Genomic DNA, 18,089 nt, shown 5'->3' on the forward strand with positions numbered 1-18,089 from the left:
GACTACCAATGTTAAAAATGCAATCCGTAAAAAAAATATACCGAACCGACATGATTGAAACCCATGCGCTACGGGATTTTAATCTGGAAGTTAAGGAAGGGGAGTTTGTCGCAGTTACCGGCCCTTCGGGTTCTGGCAAAACAACCTTTCTCAACATCGCAGGCTTATTGGAAACCTTTGAAGAGGGACAATACCTGTTGGATGGAAACGATGTCAGCCGATTAAATGACAATATAAGATCAAAATTACGCAACGAAAAAATTGGATTCATATTCCAAGGCTTTAATCTTATTCCCGACCTTAATATTTTTGACAATATTGATGTTCCCTTACGTTATCGTGGATTTTCCGCCGCGGAACGGAAAAAGCGTATTACTAATGCGCTGGAAATGGTGGGACTCACCTCGCGTGCACGCCACCTGCCATCGCAATTATCGGGCGGCCAACAGCAGCGCATCGCTATTGCCCGCGCATTAGCTGGCGAGCCAAAATTTTTATTGGCGGATGAGCCAACAGGGAATCTCGACTCACTCATGGCACGACAAGTAATGGATATGCTAGAAGACATCAATAAAAATGGAATGACTATTGTGATGGTGACGCACGATCCGAATTTGGCACGGCGTGCGCATCGCAACATACAAATTGTGGATGGGAAAGTCACTGATTTTAAAATCTATGAATCCCATGTTAATCCAGATAGCGAAACTCGTTTAGCTGCTACAACGATTTAGCAGGGAGCCAACGAAGATGTGGAAATACTATTTACGATTATCGTTGCAAAGCCTGCGTAAAACACCAATCTTGTCGCTACTGATGGTACTTGCGATAGCAACGGGTATCGCCGCGAATCTCACTATTCTGACCATGCATTCAGTGGTATCGGGCAACCCCTTGGCGCATAAAAATGAACGACTTTTTGCAGTACAGCTTAATACCTGGAACCCTGAGCAAGAGTATTCCACTCATAACAACATACCTCCGCAATTGACCTACAAGGATGCCAAGGCAATTTATGACTCAGATATCGCGAACGAAGTGGTTGCCATGCGCAAAACCAACGTCATTATCAAGCGTCAAGAGTCCGCAGAAGCACCATCGGCTTACTATACACGCATGACCACACGCGATTTTTTTACTATGTTTGATGTGAGGTTTATTTACGGTGGCCCTTGGTCCAACGAAGTGGACAACAACCCGGAGCGCGTGGTGGTACTGAGTGAAGGTTTGAATAATAAGTTTTTTGATGGGGCCGATAGCTCAGGTCAAACGATTGAGTTGGATGGCGAACTATTCCGGGTGGTGGGAGTAGTTAGCGAAAAATGGCAATTGGTGCCCAACGTTTATGATTTAAACAATATGCCCTTTGAAGCTGCGCCAGATGTTTATATTCCATTTTTTCTGGTTACACAAAGGACATACCAAAACTGGGGCAACATCCAGGGCTGGTTTGATGAAAACGTCAAAACAAATGAAGACTTCTTACGTAGTGAAAAAATATGGATACAGACTTGGGTGAGCCTGAACTCGACAGAGAAATATCAAGAGTTCTCGCAATTTTTAGAGAACTACATAGCCACGCAAAAGGAGCAAGGTCGGTTCAAAAGGTTACCGGCCTACAAACTCAACACGCCCGAGGAATGGTTAAAAATTTACAAGGTGGTTTCAACTGATAATAAACAATTATTGATGTTGTCATTCGTATTTCTCATGATCTGCTTGGTAAATAGTACTGTATTAATGCTTGCAAAGTTTCTTCGTAAAGCTCCTGAAGCTGGCATTCGGCGTGCACTTGGGGCAAGCCGGAGCTCAATATTCTTTCAACACCTGATGGAAGCATTCGTGATTGGCGCTGCGGGTGCAATACTCGGTTTGCTCTTCTCACTAGCAGGGCTGGCCAGCGTGCGGGAACTCTATAGCAGCTATGAGAGCGTCGCTGTCTTTAATGGTATAACCGTACTGTCCGCCGTACTGCTCGCATTGGCTGCAACGCTGTTGAGTGGTTTCTTGCCTGCATGGCGTATTAGCCACGCAACGCCTGCCAAATATTTAAAAACCCAATAGCGCAATCAGGATGGTTTTATGTTAGATATAATTCCGATAATCAAAAGTTTGTGGCGTAACAAAACCGGCCCACTGCTTATCATTCTTCAACTTTCACTCACGGTTGCTGTTATCAGCAATGCACTCTTTATAGTTCATGACAGAATAGAAAAAATTGAAAGGCCTACAGGTATTGCTGAAGAGGAGATTTTCATAATCTGGGCAAGGCGAACTTCACCAGAGGGCGACATACAAGAAATCATCGACAAAGACATAGAGGTTATTCGCGCTACCCCCAGTGTTATCAATGCCACGTCGATATCGAGTATACCTTTATCCGGTTCAGGCACTTCATCGGCGTTACGCAAAAGCCTTGAGCTTGGAAATACGGACTTCAACTCCGCGATTTATGCAATAACCCAACATGGAATAGAAGCGCTGGGCATAACCCTTATTGAAGGGCGCAGCTTTAACGATAACGACGTTCAGTTCTTTACGCGCGAGAACCCGCCGGATCATAGTGTCACTATTATCACTCGTGACCTTGCTGAGAAAATATTTCCTGAAGAGTCTGCGATTGGAAAAACGATCTTTATGGGGAGTTTACCACTGACTGTAGTGGGGGTTGTTGAGCGAATGATGGCTCCTTGGCCCGAGTCCGAACTTGCGTATGATGCCGCCATGATTCCAGTTAATGTAAAAGAAGATTCAACTCATTATGTGGTGCGAGCATTGAAAGGTGATAGGGATGCAACAATGCATGCACTTGTTGAAAAACTACGCGCTATCGATAGCACACGCCTAATCGGTGAGGAAAGATCTATGGTGCAAATAAAGCGCAATTCCTACTCAGGTGATTATGCGATGATTAAAATTCTGTCTTTCGTTATATTCCTGCTAACCTTTGTGAATGCATTAGGTATTGTTGGCCTGACCACATTCTGGGTCAACCAACGTCGCAAGCAAATTGGTATACGGCGAGCGCTTGGTTCTACCAAAGCCGGTGTCATTCGCTATTTCATGATGGAAAATATCCTGCTCGTAATATTCGCGGCGGCTGTTGGCACGATCATCGCTTATGTCAACAGCAGCTACATGGTACGCACGCAAAGCGCGAGCCCTCTTCCCATAGAGTATGTGCTAATAACTGTAGTTTTTTTACTGCTGGTTACACTTCTGGCAGCCTATTCACCTGTTCGAAGGGCTGCGCAGATTTCGCCTGTTGAAGCAGTTTCAAACGTTTAATGTCTGTGAAATTTATGCTAAAAGAATCCACTCAAAAAGTGTTGATTGTTGATGACAACCCCGCTGTCGGAAAAGCGCTTCACTTGCTGCTTGAGGTGCATGGTATTGCTGCTGAAATTGCGCTGACACCACAAGCGGCAACCAAGCGCCTGGAAGAGGATGGCAGCATTGCTCTGGTGGTACAGGATATGAATTTCTCCGAAGACACCACCTCGGGCCAGGAAGGTAAAGCACTGTTCTACAAACTCAGACAGGTACGGCCCGACATCCCCATTATTTTAATTACCGCATGGACGCAACTCGAAATCGCCATTGAATTGGTTAAGAATGGCGCTGCAGATTATGTCGCCAAACCCTGGGATGACATTAAATTAGTGACGACCATTAAAAATTTATTAGAGCTGGAGGATTTACAACAGCAACAACGATTGCAAGCGCAAACTTTACTCGCAGAAAAAGCGCGCTTATTGGAAACAGCGAATCTTTGTGGGCTTATTTACCAAAGCGCATCGATGCATTCCTTAGTCAACCTTACGATAAAAATCGCTCGTTCGGATGTACCTGTTCTGATTACAGGCCCCAATGGTTCAGGCAAAGAGAAAGTAGCGAAAATTATTCAGGCAAATTCGCGCGTTAATACCGGGCCATTTGTGTGCGTGAATGTCGGTGCATTGCCACAAGAGTTAATTGAAGCCGAACTGTTTGGTGCTGAAGCAGGTGCTTATACCGGCATAAGCAAAAAGCGTATAGGTCGCTTCGAGGCAGCCGACGGTGGCACCCTATTTCTCGATGAATTGGGCAATCTGTCAGCGAGCGGCCAAGCAAAATTATTGCGAGTTTTACAATCAGGCGAGTTTGAGCGGTTGGGCTCAAGTGAAACCCGTCGTTGCAATGTGCGAGTGATCAGTGCTACCAACACCAACCTTGAACGCGCCATTAAAAGTGGTGAGTTTCGCGAAGACTTGTTTTATCGCCTGAATGTGTTTGAGTTAAAACTGCCTCCACTGGAAGAGCGCAAGGAAGATATATTACCGCTTATACACCATTTTCTTCGCGGAAAAGCGCAGTTGGAAGCTTCCATTTTACATACCTTGCAGTCTTACCCTTGGCCGGGAAATGTGCGCGAACTGGAGAATGCTTGCCAGCGCGCCCTTATATTAAATGAGGGAGGAAAACTTCAGCTCAAAGACTTTGGTTTACCTATAGATGAAACCATTATCCAGAGTTCCAAACCTCTTATCACAGAACCCTCGCGAGAAGTGATTGAGATGGTACTCAAACAAAACCAGGGTGTTGTTGCGCAAGCAGCACGGCAACTAGGATTTTCACGGCAAGCGCTCTACCGTCGATTGGAAAAATATAAGATTGAATACAACCAATAGAAAATTTTCCCTTGAAGGAAAGCTCTGCGCCATAGCTGCGCTATCGGTCACCCTTGGTCTGGTGATTCTGGTTTTATGCTCAATGTTAATTGATGAATTATTGGCAGCGCTGATTATTGCTTTACCCATCGCGCTAACAACCTCAATCTGGCTAGTACGAGCCCTGATAAAAAACCAACAGATCAAAATTGACGCCATCCAAAATGGCATGCTGAACTTAATGGATAACGACTTCAGCGTAAGCATTGCCAACAAAGGGAACGACGAACTGAGCGAAACTATCGCCATTTTTAACCAGCTATCTGAAAAATTGCGCAATGAACGTCAACACATTTATCAGCGTGAACTACTTTTGGATATGGTTATTCAAAACTCCAACATGGGTGTTGTACTTATCGATCAGGAAGATAAGATTATTTACTCAAATAGCTTTGCAAAGGACGTTCTCAATACGGGCAAACCGATTAATGGCTTGCACTTTCCCGATGCGATAGCAACAACCGGTCCCTCACTGAAAGAAGTCCTGTCCAATAGAAAAGACGGCTTGTTTAAAGTGAAGGATAATTCGGGCGATGAGCTTTATCACATCACTACCGGACGCTTTATTCTCAACGCTCGCAAACATGAGGTGCTGTTGATCAAGCGAATGACGCTTGAGCTTCATCGCCAGGAAGCGACGATATGGAAAAAGGTAATTCGTACTATTACTCATGAGCTCAATAACTCCTTAGCACCTATCTCTTCCATGGCACATTCTGGAAAGCTACTGGTTGAACAGGAGAAATACGATCCGCTCGGCATGGTTTTTGAAACCATCGCTGAACGCGCCCAGCATCTTAAACTCTTTATCGATGGTTATGCGCGCATTGCCAAATTACCAAAGCCTGAAAAAAAAATCGTTGCTTGGCAGGAGTTTATAACAAAGCTCTCCATCGCCCAGGCATTTTGTTTTGAGGGAGATATTCCAACCAGTCCAGGATATTTTGACCCAGTGCAGATCCAGCAAGTGATTACCAATTTGCTAAAAAATGCTCAGGAGTCCGGTTCAGCCACTGATCAAATATATTTGACCCTGGAGCAAAACAGCCAGTGCAGTGTGCTGCAAGTTTTGGATAGAGGCGCAGGCATGTCTACCAATACAATGGAAAATGCCTTGCTGCCTTTTTACACCACCAAACAATCGGGCAGCGGAATAGGCCTGTCCCTGTGCCGTGAAATAGTGGATGCCCACGGCGGTCATATTTCGTTGGAAAACCGGAGCGGCGGCGGGGTTTGTGTGAAAATCATACTGCCGAACACACCTGGACAGCACCACGACACCACCTCATATTAAAAAATAGAGAACTAATAATGCCTCACCAAAACAGCAGTCATTACAGCGCAATAAACTTTGATGTAAAGAACCTCATGCCCCGCAGACTACATCGCCTTTTCCTGTCCTTGGCTGTGCTGTTAACGGGGCTCAGTGTTTTAAGTGCCGCAGCGCAGGAGGAACCGCGAGTACGCGCGCGAGATTTAGGTGTCGCACCGGGCATCTTCAGTCCTGGCACTAACAACGCGATCACCGACGTCGCCGGTGTACGTGTCGGCCAAGTGACACTACGAAAAGGCGACAAGGTTCGCACCGGTGTCACGGCGATCCTGCCGCACCCTGGCAATGCCTATCGTTCACGGGTGCCCGCTGCGCTGCATGTAGGCAATGGCTTCGGCAAATTCATCGGCACCACCCAGATCAACGAGCTGGGCGAACTGGAGAGCCCGATTTTGTTGACCTGCACGCTGTGCGTGTGGAAGGCAGCAGATGCCATGGTTGAGTGGATGCTGGCGCAGCCGGATATGCAGGAAGTGCGCTCGCTGAATGTGGTCGTGGGCGAGACTAATGACGGCAGACTCAATGACATCCGCGCACGCCCGATTACCACTGCGGCAGTGCGCACTGCATTGGAAAATGCGAAGGGCGGGCCGGTTCAGGAAGGCAGTGTTGGTGCTGGCACCGGCACTACAGCATTCGGCTGGAAAGCAGGTATAGGTACATCGTCGCGCAAACTGCCCGAGAGTTTAGGTGGATTTACGGTGGGCGTGCTGGTGCAGGCCAACTTCGGCGGCGTGTTGCAGGTGGCAGGTGCGCCCGTGGGACGTGAGCTGGATCGCTATGCATTCCAAAACGCAGTCGCTGCGCGAGAGAACACCCGTGGATTAGCCGATGATCGCGGCGATGATCGCGGCGATGGCTCAATCATTATTGTGATTGCCACCGATGCCCCCTTATCGGATCGCAATCTGCAGCGCCTCGCCTCACGCGGCATGATGGGATTGGGGCGCACTGGCAGTTCTGCATCCAATGGCAGCGGCGATTACATACTCGCATTTTCGACTGCCGAGTCGGTGCGACGCCAGTTTGATGCGGCGCGGCTGCAAACTACCGAATTGGCGAACGAGCAGATGAGCGCTGTGTTCCAAGCCAGCGTGGATGCAGTGGAAGAGTCGATCTACAACGCCTTGTTTATGGCGACCACGGAAAGTGGCAATGGTCAAACGGTGGAGGCTATTCCACTGGATCAAGTGCGGAAGATTTTACGGGAGCATGGAGTAGAAGTACCGGCACCATAGGAAGCGCAGATGCTCCTATATCTGCAACACCGAAAATCAAAGGACAACATTCGATGTGGAAAATATTTACTCTTTTTTTAACACTGTTTTGTACTGCCTGTAGCAGTACAAAAGTCCATGTTTACACATCGGGAATTGATCAGCACACCCAACAACAACTGCTTCAATCGTTAAACACCGCAGGCTTCAAGGCCCATCAACAGACAACCCCAATGCAGCCTCTCAAAGAAGGGGCTTATATCATTTACACACCAGGCTCCCGTTCAACGCAGATCAACCGAGAGATTGAACAGATTTTAAAATCATTAAATTTACCGGCACCTGAATCACACCTGTTTAGTTTGGGCGAAGGAATTAGCGCGCACCGATATACCAAAGGAAATATCGGCCTTTATGTGATCGCAAATACAACACAACCAACAGATAGCTTAAAAAAATTACTGGAAGAAAGCAGTATCTTGGATTGGGAGCTTGGTTCGATCAGCTGCACCCAAAATTACATTCTGGACATAATGGGTGATGGTAAAATTTATATAAGCACTCTGGATGATGGAAAAGAAATCGCCTCACTCAACTGGAAAATCAAAAACAGACAGCTAGTGTTAACCAAATTATTTAAACACTATGTTTATGACATCTCTGAAGAAAAGAAAACCATAACGCCGACTCAACAATATCCAGAACCCTTCGGATGCAAATACCGCAGCAACTTTGACACCGTCATTCACGTTAAAAATAGCAGCGATTCTTAATGATTCATCAGGGTGTTGCCATGCGCACAAGAGCATGTAGGTTGGTGCTGAGCGCAGCGATGCCCAACATGACCATCTTGCTTAAGAGCGCCCACCCAAAATCCGCGATGGCAAAAACAAGAGCGCGCGCAAAAAGGCAAACACCGCATCAAAGGCGATACCGAGAATCCGGAACGGGATTGAGATCAGCCAGACAATTGGCCACAACACCAAGGCGAGCAGCGCCAAGGGCCAGCAGATCACCCATAACAATAACCAGCAGATAAACGTCAACATACCCAATCCCCCTGTTGTATACACTGCTTTAGCTTAGATGCAGATTACCGCAAACTGGATTCAACATTGTTTTGAAGCGGGAGTTTTATTTACCAGGTGATTGGGATAGAGTCGTCAAAAACCATTAAAAAGTGACCTTCCCACCTTCACTCCCCCGGGTACCCTATGAAATATAGCCATCTTCCACTCTTCGTAGTTGCACTAAGCCTCATCGCCTGTAGCAGCCAACCCAAACCGCCGGAAAACAGTGCCGATGCAGAATTGGCAGATACGTTGGAGTCTGTGTTTGGTGAGCGCAAACAACCGAATATGGCGATGGTGGAAAAACACCCCTTGGGTACACCAGAAAACCCGGTGCGGGTGGCAATGCCGATTGGGCAGCGCGATTACCTGGCCCGGTTGGTGTGCGATAACGGCGAACAGGTCTCTGCATTTGCGCGCAGTGGCAGCGCAGGCATTGGCCCCTACGGTTCGATGATAGATGCCTACACCGTGATTTGTGACACCTACCAAGGTGCGGTTGAACACACAGTCTTTTTGGATATGTACCACGCCGACTACGAGGAAACGCGCCCGGCGCAGGGATTTAAAGCGCTGCTGCCACACAAAAAATAAATAACTGCATCACGCCTGTTTTTTAGCAAGCAAAGAGAAATCGATATGGATATAGCTGTTACACAAGACGACAGTCACTCAACGCGCTACAACGAATTATTTAACCTCTATCAACACAGTTTATTTCGTGATTTATGGGCACAAGCCACCCAATGGTGGGGCGATGGGCCTTGGCCCAGTGCGGCATTGGAATTATTGCGGGCACGCACCCTGAGCCAATTGGGAAATGATCGTCACTGTAATGCACTCTTGTGGCGGCTCTGGCGCAAGCACCCGCAATTACCCGGGCTGGCACCATTCATAGCCTCACTTTATTTGCGATCGCGCGGGCCATTGGTGGCATTGCGTATGCTGCCGCTCATTGAAGACCGCGCCCAACCCAACGACAAAGATCGCGCCGATATGCGCGGCGAAAAAGCCGAAATACTGGCACGCTTTCGCGATTTTTCAGCGGCCGACGAATACCTGGGTGACATTGAAAAAAATGGTGATGACTGGCAATTATTATCTGTTGCTGAAGTGAAATACTTGCAGGACGATTACACCGCCGCACTGGCCGTGATTGATAAAGTGTTGGCGCGCACGCCTCACTATCGCGCTGCACTCTTGTTCAAAGCGAATGTACTGCAATTGCAACAAGACCTCACCCAGGCAATTGCAATACTTGCCGACTTTTGGCCCACCACCCAATCATTTTGGGCAGGGCGATTGCTCTGCAGTTTATATATTGAAAGCCAGCAATATGCACAGGCCCATGAATGTCTGATCCGGCTGAAAACCTTGCCCGTTTTTTCCAGCAAAGATGCCGATCGTACATTGCGCGCACTACAAGCGGATTTACTCTGCGCAGAACAGCGCTATGAAGAAGCCCTCGATTACATTGAACAAAAACATTTTTTTGGCAAATCCATTGTCGATGCCATAACTCGCACCACTGACAGCCGCACACGCAAAGTCGTTAATGTGCCCTTTGTGCGGCAGGCCAATATGACATGCGCACCCGCCAGCATTACTGCAGTGGCGGCCTACTGGGGTGTTAGTGTTGCGCAGGCGGACGTGGTGGAAGCCATTTGCTATGGCGGCACCCAATCTGTGGATGAGCGCCGCTGGGCGGAAGAAAATGGCTGGTATGCGCACGAATTCCAACTGACGTTCAGTGCTGCAAAATCCCTGCTGGATCACGATATTCCGATTTTATTGGCAACCGTTGAACCCGGCAGTGCGCATTTGCAAATTCTGGTGGGTTATGACGATGCCATGGGCACTTATTTGTTGCGCGACCCTTACTATCGTCGCTTACAAGAAATGCTGATTGAATCCAGCCACGACTACTATGCCGCTTCCGGCCCCCGTGCGATGGTGATGGTGCCTATGCACTATCGCGATACCATTCTTGCATTGGATCTTCCTTTTGGCGCACTTTACGATTGTCTCTACCAACTTAATCGCGCGCTGGATACCAACCAGCGCGAGCAGGCCGTTGCACAATTAACCAAAGCCCAAGGTCTGGACCCTGATCATCGCATGACTATTGCCTGCGAACGCGCACTGGCATTTTATGATGGCGACGATGCGCGCATTTTAGCGGCTACCGAAAAATTACTCGCGCTCTACCCCAAGGATGTAAACCTGCAACTGAGCAAAGCCAACAGTTTGAATACCCTGGGTTCCAGCAAACAAATGCTCGAGTATCTGGAGTCTATTGCTGCGCAACCCAACAGCCACTTTTTGGTTAAAAGTCGCCTCGCCGATTATTTGCGGCAGGATCATCGGCAACAACAGCGTGTGGCAAAACTGTATAAAGAATTGCTCAATATCAGCCCCACCAATACAGAGAACCTTTACGCCTATGCCGGTGTCCTCTGGGATAACAGTCGCTATCAAGAAAGTTATCAACTCTATCGTTTTGCCACTTGCCTTGAAGATAAAAATGAACAATACGCAGAAAGTTTTTTTAAAGCCGCGCGCTACCATAAGGATACAGAAAAGGGCCTGACTTTTTTGCGCGACCGTTTCCAGCGCTTTGGTAAAAAATCTTCCGGCCCGGCAGTTTCCCTGTTTAACGCGCTGGACAGTTTGGAGCGCACTCACGAAGGATTTCTTGTTCTGGATGAGGCCATTGAAAAACGCCCCGACGATGGTTGGCTCATAGTATTTACCGCACGCAAATTATTATTCCAACAACAACTGCAGCGCGCCATGGCATTAGCAGAGCGCGCCAAGCCACTGGTAAGTGAAGTTCGCTACAACGAGTTGGCCGCTGAAATTTTTGAATACAATTTACAGCCGGACCAGGCAATTATCTGCTTTGAAAAAATCCTGCAACTGGAACCGCTCAATTACAAAGCCAACCAAAGCATGATGCGCCTGTTCATCGAAGCCAACGAGCGCAGCAAGGCCGATGAATTTATCGCACAGCAACTCACGCGCTACCCGGATAACGCCATGCTGCTGGAACTGTCCATCGATTGGATCGACAAGGGCGATTATCAGGCGCAGGCTGATGCCTACCGGCAATTTATCCAGCATCACCCTACCAATGCCTGGGGCTATCGCGGCCTTGCTGATGCACTATGTAACCTGGATTTATACGATGAAGCACTGGCTGCCGCTGAAGAGGCCATTGCCGTCGCCAGCAACAGCAGCGCCAGCCATTACTATCACGGCAAGGTATTGTTGGCGAAACAACAATACGCCGCAGCGCGCCACAGTTTTCGCAAAGCTATCACCCTATCCTGCGATTACACCTACGCCTATGATCCGCTGCTGCAATGCGGATTCAACCACGCAACCCAGCAAGAGGATTTGCGTTTTATTTATGAACAATTAATGGCGCAAGTCAGCTATGGCGATGGCCTGCTGGCATACCAGCGAATTGCCGGAACGCTGCTGGCGAACGACGAAATTTTGCGCTTTCTCGAACACGCGTTGGAGGTACGGCCAGATTTATGGCACGCCTGGGTTGCCTTAACCATGGCCTATCGCAATGCAGGCCTCAATGAAAAAGCACTGCACACTATTGAGCAAGCCGCTGCACGTTTTCCATTATTGCCGCGCATTTTTCAGGAATTGGCCGAAAGCCATCGCCTGCTTAACCAACCGGACAAAGCGGAATTTTATTATCGCCACACCCTGGGGTTGTCGCCCGGCTGGACAACACCGGCCAATAATTTGTGCGACCTACTGGAGCAGCAAGGGCGCTATGATGAAGCCATCGCCACCCAGCGCGCTGTTATTGCACGCAACCCGCTCGCATCATCGCCTTATGGTTACCTCGCCGATTTATTAATTCGCGAAGGCCGAAACGACGACGCCACCCAGGCACTTGAACGCGCGCTGGAAATAGATCCACATTATTTTTGGGCATGGCGGACGCTGCATCAGCTACAGGATAGCGATGATGGAAAACTCGCTGTTTGCAACCACCTGGCACGAGTGCGTCAAAAATTTCCCACCGATGAAAACCTGCTGCTGACGCACGTCAACATGCTAGATGACGACACGCAAGCCAGCGCGATTCTCTCGGCATTTTTAGAGAAAAATCCTTACCAGATTGAAGCCTGTATTGATTACATCCAACGCCAAACCCGGCTTGGCAACATAGCGCATGCACTGCAATTTACCAGTGAGCAGTATTGGAATAACCATCGCCCTATTGCGATACTCGCGGCGGAGGCCAACATTTATGCCGAACGACGCGAGCTGGCTACTGCGATTAAACACATGGAAAATGTGGTGCAGATCAATACCAATTTTTATGAAGGATGGCGCCGCCTTGCGCGCTGGTACAGTGAAACACAAGCAACTGCCAACGCACAAACAGCGATTGATCACTGCATTCGGATCTACCCCAACGATCCCTCTGTACTCTGTTACGCGGCAGAATGTTTACAGGCAATCGATGGCGATAATCAGCGCATCAGCGAGCTGTTGCAGCGCGCCTTTGAATTAAATCCGGTCAACCAATACAACGGCTTGACCTATATTGATTATATTTTCGAGCGAGGAGAAATTGATCGCGCTGCCGAGGCACTGGCGTTATTGCAACGACACAAAAGCGATATCTATACACAATATCGCGCGTTTCAAATTCATCTGGCTCGCGAGGAATTTACGGCGGCACTGGAGGTATTCCGCACTATCTTGCAAGACAAAAACAACAGCCTCTGGTTTACGCAAAACGCCTGGGAACAACTCAACAAAGCCAAACAACAGGATGCAGCTGCGACCATTATCCGTGAACTGCGCGATGCCAATACACTCAATGGCCACTATGCAGGACGCTGTCTGGCAGAGCATGAGTTGCAACAAGGGGGAATCAAAAAATTTGAGCAAGTACTTCTCAAAAAATCGCTCACCAGTGATTTTGACAAGCGCTATATGGAAGGCTACCTCCACAAACTCATCGACAATAAAGATAAGTTGCCGTGGAAAATTATTGAACAGTGCGAACCGATTATTGCGGGCGATTTAAAAAACTGGGGGCTAGTCGGCTACTTGCATGTTACCCAAGGCCGCTGGATGGAGGCGATTAATTGGTTCAAACGGGGCCCGCTGCTCGCCCAGGCCGAAGCTTGGATGCTCTATTTTTACTCGCTGGCACTGCGCGAAACCGGTCAGTGGAACAACGCCGTGTCCATGATGCGCGAAGCATTCCAGCGCGAGCCGGATAATTACCGCGAGGACATAGTCATCTGGCATGCGTTGGATCAACTGCTGGAACAGCGCCCGGCACCGGTGGGAGAATTGGAATCTATCCGCACTGAAAATCTGGCGGGCCTCAGCATTTATCCATTCCATTTGGCAAATTTATTAATCAAAGCAGAGGCACGGCCTTTTGAAGAGACAAGCGCAGCGTTGGAAACAGATTATCGCGCTTGCAAAACCGCCTTCCGTCAGGTCAATTCATTCGCCTGGAAACAGGCACGAAAACTAACACGACGCCATCTGGCCAATAGCTTGCAACAACAAGGGCTAAAGCGCTGGCTGTGGCTGGTGAAAATTGCGCAAAAGTGTTGATCCATCCAGGGTTATACTGATTGTGGCGAATACCAAATAACTGCGACTATTTATCCTCAAGGAGGCAAGCATGAACACCCGATTCCTACTGTATATAACCATAGGCTTAATGAGCTTAACGGGCTGCGCACATAAAAATACCAGCACGGCAGAGTTGGTTAACACCTATTGGAAACTGGTTGAGATCAAAGGCACAGCTGTCGCGGTTAGCGATAATCAGCGCGAACCACACATGGTGCTAAATGCCGAACAGCGCGTTGCCGGTTCTGATGGCTGTAATCGCTTGATGGGCGGCTATCAATTGTCGGGAGATAGTCTGCAATTTACCCAAATGGCCAGCACCCGCATGGCTTGCCTGCAGGGTGCGAGTCAAGCGGATTTAATTGGCGTTACCCTGCCGCAAACCGCCCGCTATGCAATTCAAGGTGAGCAATTGGAATTGCGCGATGCCAGTGGTGCAATCATCGCGCGCTTTAAGGCCGTCGCACTGCCTTAAAGCGTAGCAGTGTCACTCGGCACTGGCGGCAGCACCTTGTTGTCGAAACTCGGTGGGCGTGACGCCTACCATGCGCTTAAAGAAGCGATGGAATGCCGACGGACTATTGAAGCCGGATTTATAAATAATTTCCAACACGGTTTCATTTTTGAAGTCGGGCGATAACAGCAAACGCTTGGCTTCTTCCACGCGATAGCGGTTAATAAATTCAAAAAAGTTGGATTGGTAATGCATTTTTAAAATCGCGGAAATATCTCGCGGTTTCAGGCCAATCTGCTCCGCAAAACGCTCCAGATTGATATTGCTTTCGAGGTAGAGCTTATCCTCGTTCATGGCTTTTTCAATCACTGCCACCTTGTGATCCATTTTTGCCGGTTGTACCGGTTTGGCAATCGGCATGGCATTGACACTGAGCAACTGGCGAGTGTTGACCAAGCCAAATACAAAGAGTGCATTGACCAGAATCACTGTCAGGTAATTATCAATAATCCCTAAACTGTCACTCACCGCCGCACTCACCTGCCCTTCAAGCACATAAGCGAGCAGCGACCACAACCAGTGGATGCAAAATCCGGCCAACACGGCATCTGCCAGTTTTAATTCGGACATGGAGATATCCGAATAAAGCGCTTTTAAATTTTCACGCAACTTATATTCCGCGATAACACAAGCAACGATGTAACCCAGCGGCGAAATTTTTACCAGTGCCCACACAAAAGCGACCGCCGTATTTTCTGCCCCCACCAGCAAAGTGCTCGGCCACCACTCAAGACTGTCGATATCAAACAATACCAACAAACAGGCCGCCACCAAGGCAGGCACCAGATGCACCAGGTTACGCCAGCGCAACAGGGTTATTTGCTGCGAGAGGGAGCGCAAATAAAAATACAACACCGGCCCCTGCAACAATAAACACACCGCCAGAATGGAAACCATTAACGGTGATTGATTAATCGCGGCGCCTTTTAAATCGCCATTCCATACGATGAGTGTGGTGGTGAGCACCAGTGCGATCAGGATAAAAAATCCAGAGAGAATGCGACGCGGTTGGATATGTTTGGCCGGCAACAAATTCAGCAGTGCGGCCAGCAAACAGCACTCCACGGCGGTGAGCACTAACACCAGATCATGGATATTCAGAAAGTTGGTTTTCATTAGACCTTTCTCATTGAAATCGCACGCACACCAAAGCATGCCTGCGTATACAGCACCTCAAGAGCGATAGCGTAAACGCGGTCAGGGTATTATTTGAACACGCAGTGTTTGGCGTAATCCTTGGCTTCATTCATCGTCAACTCACCTTTTGGCTTGGTTTCGATGGATTTACACCAATCAGGGCTACCCACTTCAGGTGCGCAGGCCGACAGGATAGAGGCGGTGGCAAGAATAAACAGCAACTTAACAATTCTTGTGTGGATGGTCATGAGCGTTCCCCGGTTGATGTTATTAACGCCACCACTGGGTGGATGGCATCTATTATGCGTGGTGAGCGCGGCAAGAATAACAGAGGCAGAACCCAATAAAAAACGCCCACTGAGAAAAGTGGGCGTTTTTAACAGGAAATGAAAACCCGCTAGTTGCTAGTCAAACAACACACCTTACGGCAGGGCATCAAGGTGGTTACCGACCGGGATAGAGAAAATGCGACCATCTTTCACATCCCAGTTAATGGACCAGGTCATAACCCCACGGAAATCACCATAGGCTGTCAGCGGCATATTGGTACCGCAGTTAGTGCGCTTCACCAGGCAATCCACCGCGCGGTTAATATCCGCCGTAGTCGCCTGACCCGAACTTGCTGCACGAGGGCCGGAAGGCAAGCCCAGTGCGACCTGATCCGGGCGCAAGCCCGCAAACTGACCGGCCGTGCCATTTGCCAGCGGGAAACCTTCAATCAACATACGTGCCGAGGCGACCATCATGTCCACCGTACCGGCCTGGTAAGGCTGCGGCGCATAGGGTGTTGCCAGTCCGCCATTGTTGTAGAGCTGCACATGTAGCAAATCCAGCTCGTTGCGCAATTGGTCGATCATCGGCAAATAAGCCCCCCAAATACCGCTATAAGCCACATAACCGCCTTGAACATATGGGTGCTCTGGCGCCATAGAAACATATAGGTCGGGGAACATAGCGTGCAGTTGTTTGATAGCCGACACCATATTGCTGATTACCGGCGCACCGTGCATCACCCCAGCACCGCTTTCCAGGTCGATATCAACACCGTCAAAACCGTACTCATTGATAATCGCTGCCGTGCTGTTAACAAAGTTGGCCAGGTTGGTGGAATTGTTCAGTGTCACCGTCCCTTTTTCACCGCCATAAGACAACACAATGTTTTTACCCTGTGCACGCTTGGCGGCAACGTCGGCAATAAACTGTGCCTTGTTCAAGGCCGGATCAAGGCGGAATTCCACGTTGCCATTGCCTGCATCATCCACAAAGGCGATCACAATCACATCCCAGGCTGGGTCGACATCTGCCACGCGAATCAAACCGCTGCCATTATCGAAGTTATGCCAGTAGCCCACTAACGCGTGTTTGGGCAAAGGCGCGGCATCACCCGCTGCGCGAGCACCCGTAGGTACACTGGATGAAGTGCTGCTCACCGAGCTGGACGAACGGGAACTGGACGATGGCGCAACAGAGGAACGGCTAGACACGCTGGGCGCACTGCTGGATACCGCGCCGCAGGAGCGCACCAACTCCCACGCCATTTGCCAATGGGCACCCGAGCCAGGGGCATAGGCCCAGGCCGCACTGGAACCACACCAGCCCGCTACCGTGCAGCGATATTCACTGCCCAGGTTCTGCACCAGTTGTCCGGCACCGTAGGCCGTACCTGCTACATAGTAGGAGGAGGCACAATTACCGGTTGCGACCGATGAACTGGAAAGCGTGACCTGGCTGGATGACACAGAACTGGGCGCGCTGCTGCGGCTTGATGAGGATACAGTGATGCTGGACGAGCTGGCGCCATTACAGGCTCCCAACAAGGCCCACTCTTGCCACTGACCGGAATAGTTTGCGGGATTTTTCCCCTGCGACCACCAGTTAGCCTGATAGGTATTGCCCGCCTCTTTTACCTGCGCACCACCGCCATAGGCAGCACTGCTGTTCCAGGCGGGTAAATTTGAACAATCTACCGCCAGCGATGGGGCAGACAACAAACTCGCACTTAACGCCGCGAGCCCAAGTATTGAATATTTCATATAGCCTCTCTGTACTTATCATTGTTAAAAAAGGTTGTATTGACGATGCTTGCGGTTATACAAAAGCCATTTTTCAGGCAAAAGAAAGCCCTAGGAAATTGCATGCAATTTCTTTTTAGCGATGTAATCAGTTATTTTTTCGGCGCGCCCGTAGATCAAACAGCCAGTGCATTTTCCTCACGCACTGCATCCTGCTTTAGGAACAACGCCCTTCCCGGTGACAAACGATGACACGATCCTTCAATAGAAAATCTGTGCCCCATACCGGGCACTTTATTTTGTTTTTATAGAGGAAGATGCCAGCAACAGGCGCTGACACCCGAATGACAACGTTGCCATGTATATCACCGCCCATCGCGGCTGGCAAATAAAAAAGCGGAAAAAGCAAAAGGCCACACAAAATTTTCCCTTGTTAGAAGAAAAGTTCATGTGGCCAATCAAA

Annotated in this window: 14 protein-coding genes; 10 read left to right on the forward strand and 4 right to left on the reverse strand. The window is 49.0% G+C overall.

All coding sequences use genetic code 11. The annotated features are described in order from the left end of the window. Positions 1-8: 8 nt before the first annotated feature. From B0D95_RS09965 to B0D95_RS09995, 7 genes are all read left to right on the forward strand, one after another. Positions 9-734: an ABC transporter ATP-binding protein gene (locus tag B0D95_RS09965; RefSeq protein WP_078043766.1), complete on the forward strand. Its 726-nt coding sequence runs from the start codon at positions 9-11 to the stop codon at positions 732-734. Positions 735-750: 16 nt separating this feature from the next. Beyond that, complete coding sequence (locus B0D95_RS09970; RefSeq protein ID WP_078043767.1) at positions 751-2,064, forward strand: ABC transporter permease; 1,314 nt, start codon at positions 751-753, stop codon at positions 2,062-2,064. A gap of 18 nt (positions 2,065-2,082) precedes the next feature. Further along, a complete protein-coding gene (locus B0D95_RS09975; RefSeq protein ID WP_078043768.1) occupies positions 2,083-3,288 on the forward strand; it encodes an ABC transporter permease in 1,206 nt (401 codons plus the stop codon). A gap of 14 nt (positions 3,289-3,302) precedes the next feature. Continuing rightward, the gene (locus B0D95_RS09980; protein WP_078045698.1) at positions 3,303-4,670 is read left to right on the forward strand and encodes a sigma-54 dependent transcriptional regulator; all 1,368 of its coding nucleotides are present in this window, start codon (positions 3,303-3,305) and stop codon (positions 4,668-4,670) included. Then, a complete protein-coding gene (locus tag B0D95_RS09985) occupies positions 4,654-6,003 on the forward strand; it encodes a PAS domain-containing sensor histidine kinase (protein ID WP_149867892.1) in 1,350 nt (449 codons plus the stop codon). Before B0D95_RS09980 ends, B0D95_RS09985 begins: the two co-directional genes overlap by 17 nt. A gap of 74 nt (positions 6,004-6,077) precedes the next feature. Beyond that, the gene (locus B0D95_RS09990; RefSeq protein WP_246841769.1) at positions 6,078-7,280 is read left to right on the forward strand and encodes a P1 family peptidase; all 1,203 of its coding nucleotides are present in this window, start codon (positions 6,078-6,080) and stop codon (positions 7,278-7,280) included. 53 nt (positions 7,281-7,333) lie between these two features. After that, positions 7,334-8,032: a hypothetical protein gene (locus B0D95_RS09995; protein ID WP_078043770.1), complete on the forward strand. Its 699-nt coding sequence runs from the start codon at positions 7,334-7,336 to the stop codon at positions 8,030-8,032. Between the two features lie 81 nt (positions 8,033-8,113). On the opposite strand, the gene B0D95_RS10000 is transcribed toward B0D95_RS09995, so the two are convergent. Then, positions 8,114-8,308 carry a hypothetical protein gene (locus tag B0D95_RS10000; RefSeq protein ID WP_078043771.1) on the reverse strand — a complete coding sequence of 65 codons (195 nt, stop codon included), beginning with the start codon at positions 8,306-8,308 and terminating at the stop codon, positions 8,114-8,116. Positions 8,309-8,473: 165 nt separating this feature from the next. Here B0D95_RS10000 and B0D95_RS10005 point away from each other — a divergent pair, with 165 nt between their 5' ends. From B0D95_RS10005 to B0D95_RS10015, 3 genes are all read left to right on the forward strand, one after another. Next, positions 8,474-8,923: a hypothetical protein gene (locus B0D95_RS10005; protein WP_078043772.1), complete on the forward strand. Its 450-nt coding sequence runs from the start codon at positions 8,474-8,476 to the stop codon at positions 8,921-8,923. 45 nt (positions 8,924-8,968) lie between these two features. Then, positions 8,969-13,942 (forward strand): tetratricopeptide repeat protein, encoded by a 4,974-nt coding sequence (locus B0D95_RS10010; RefSeq protein ID WP_078043773.1) that lies wholly within the window; start codon positions 8,969-8,971, stop codon positions 13,940-13,942. A gap of 70 nt (positions 13,943-14,012) precedes the next feature. Then, on the forward strand, positions 14,013-14,438 hold the full coding sequence (locus tag B0D95_RS10015; RefSeq protein ID WP_078043774.1) for an META domain-containing protein: 426 nt from the start codon (positions 14,013-14,015) through the stop codon (positions 14,436-14,438). Positions 14,439-14,450: 12 nt separating this feature from the next. On the opposite strand, the gene B0D95_RS10020 is transcribed toward B0D95_RS10015, so the two are convergent. The 3 genes from B0D95_RS10020 to B0D95_RS10030 form a co-directional block, all read right to left on the reverse strand. Beyond that, positions 14,451-15,593, reverse strand: a complete 1,143-nt coding sequence (locus tag B0D95_RS10020; protein ID WP_078043775.1) for an AraC family transcriptional regulator — start codon at positions 15,591-15,593, stop codon at positions 14,451-14,453. An 89-nt stretch (positions 15,594-15,682) separates the two neighbouring features. Next, positions 15,683-15,862, reverse strand: coding sequence for a DUF3012 domain-containing protein (locus B0D95_RS10025; protein WP_078043776.1), 180 nt, complete (start codon positions 15,860-15,862; stop codon positions 15,683-15,685). A 174-nt stretch (positions 15,863-16,036) separates the two neighbouring features. Beyond that, positions 16,037-17,647, reverse strand: a complete 1,611-nt coding sequence (locus tag B0D95_RS10030; RefSeq protein WP_078043777.1) for a chitinase — start codon at positions 17,645-17,647, stop codon at positions 16,037-16,039. Between the last annotated feature and the right edge of the window lie 442 nt (positions 17,648-18,089).

This window comes from Cellvibrio sp. PSBB023, assembly GCF_002007605.1.
In the GTDB taxonomy this organism is placed as follows: Bacteria; Pseudomonadota; Gammaproteobacteria; order Pseudomonadales; family Cellvibrionaceae; genus Cellvibrio.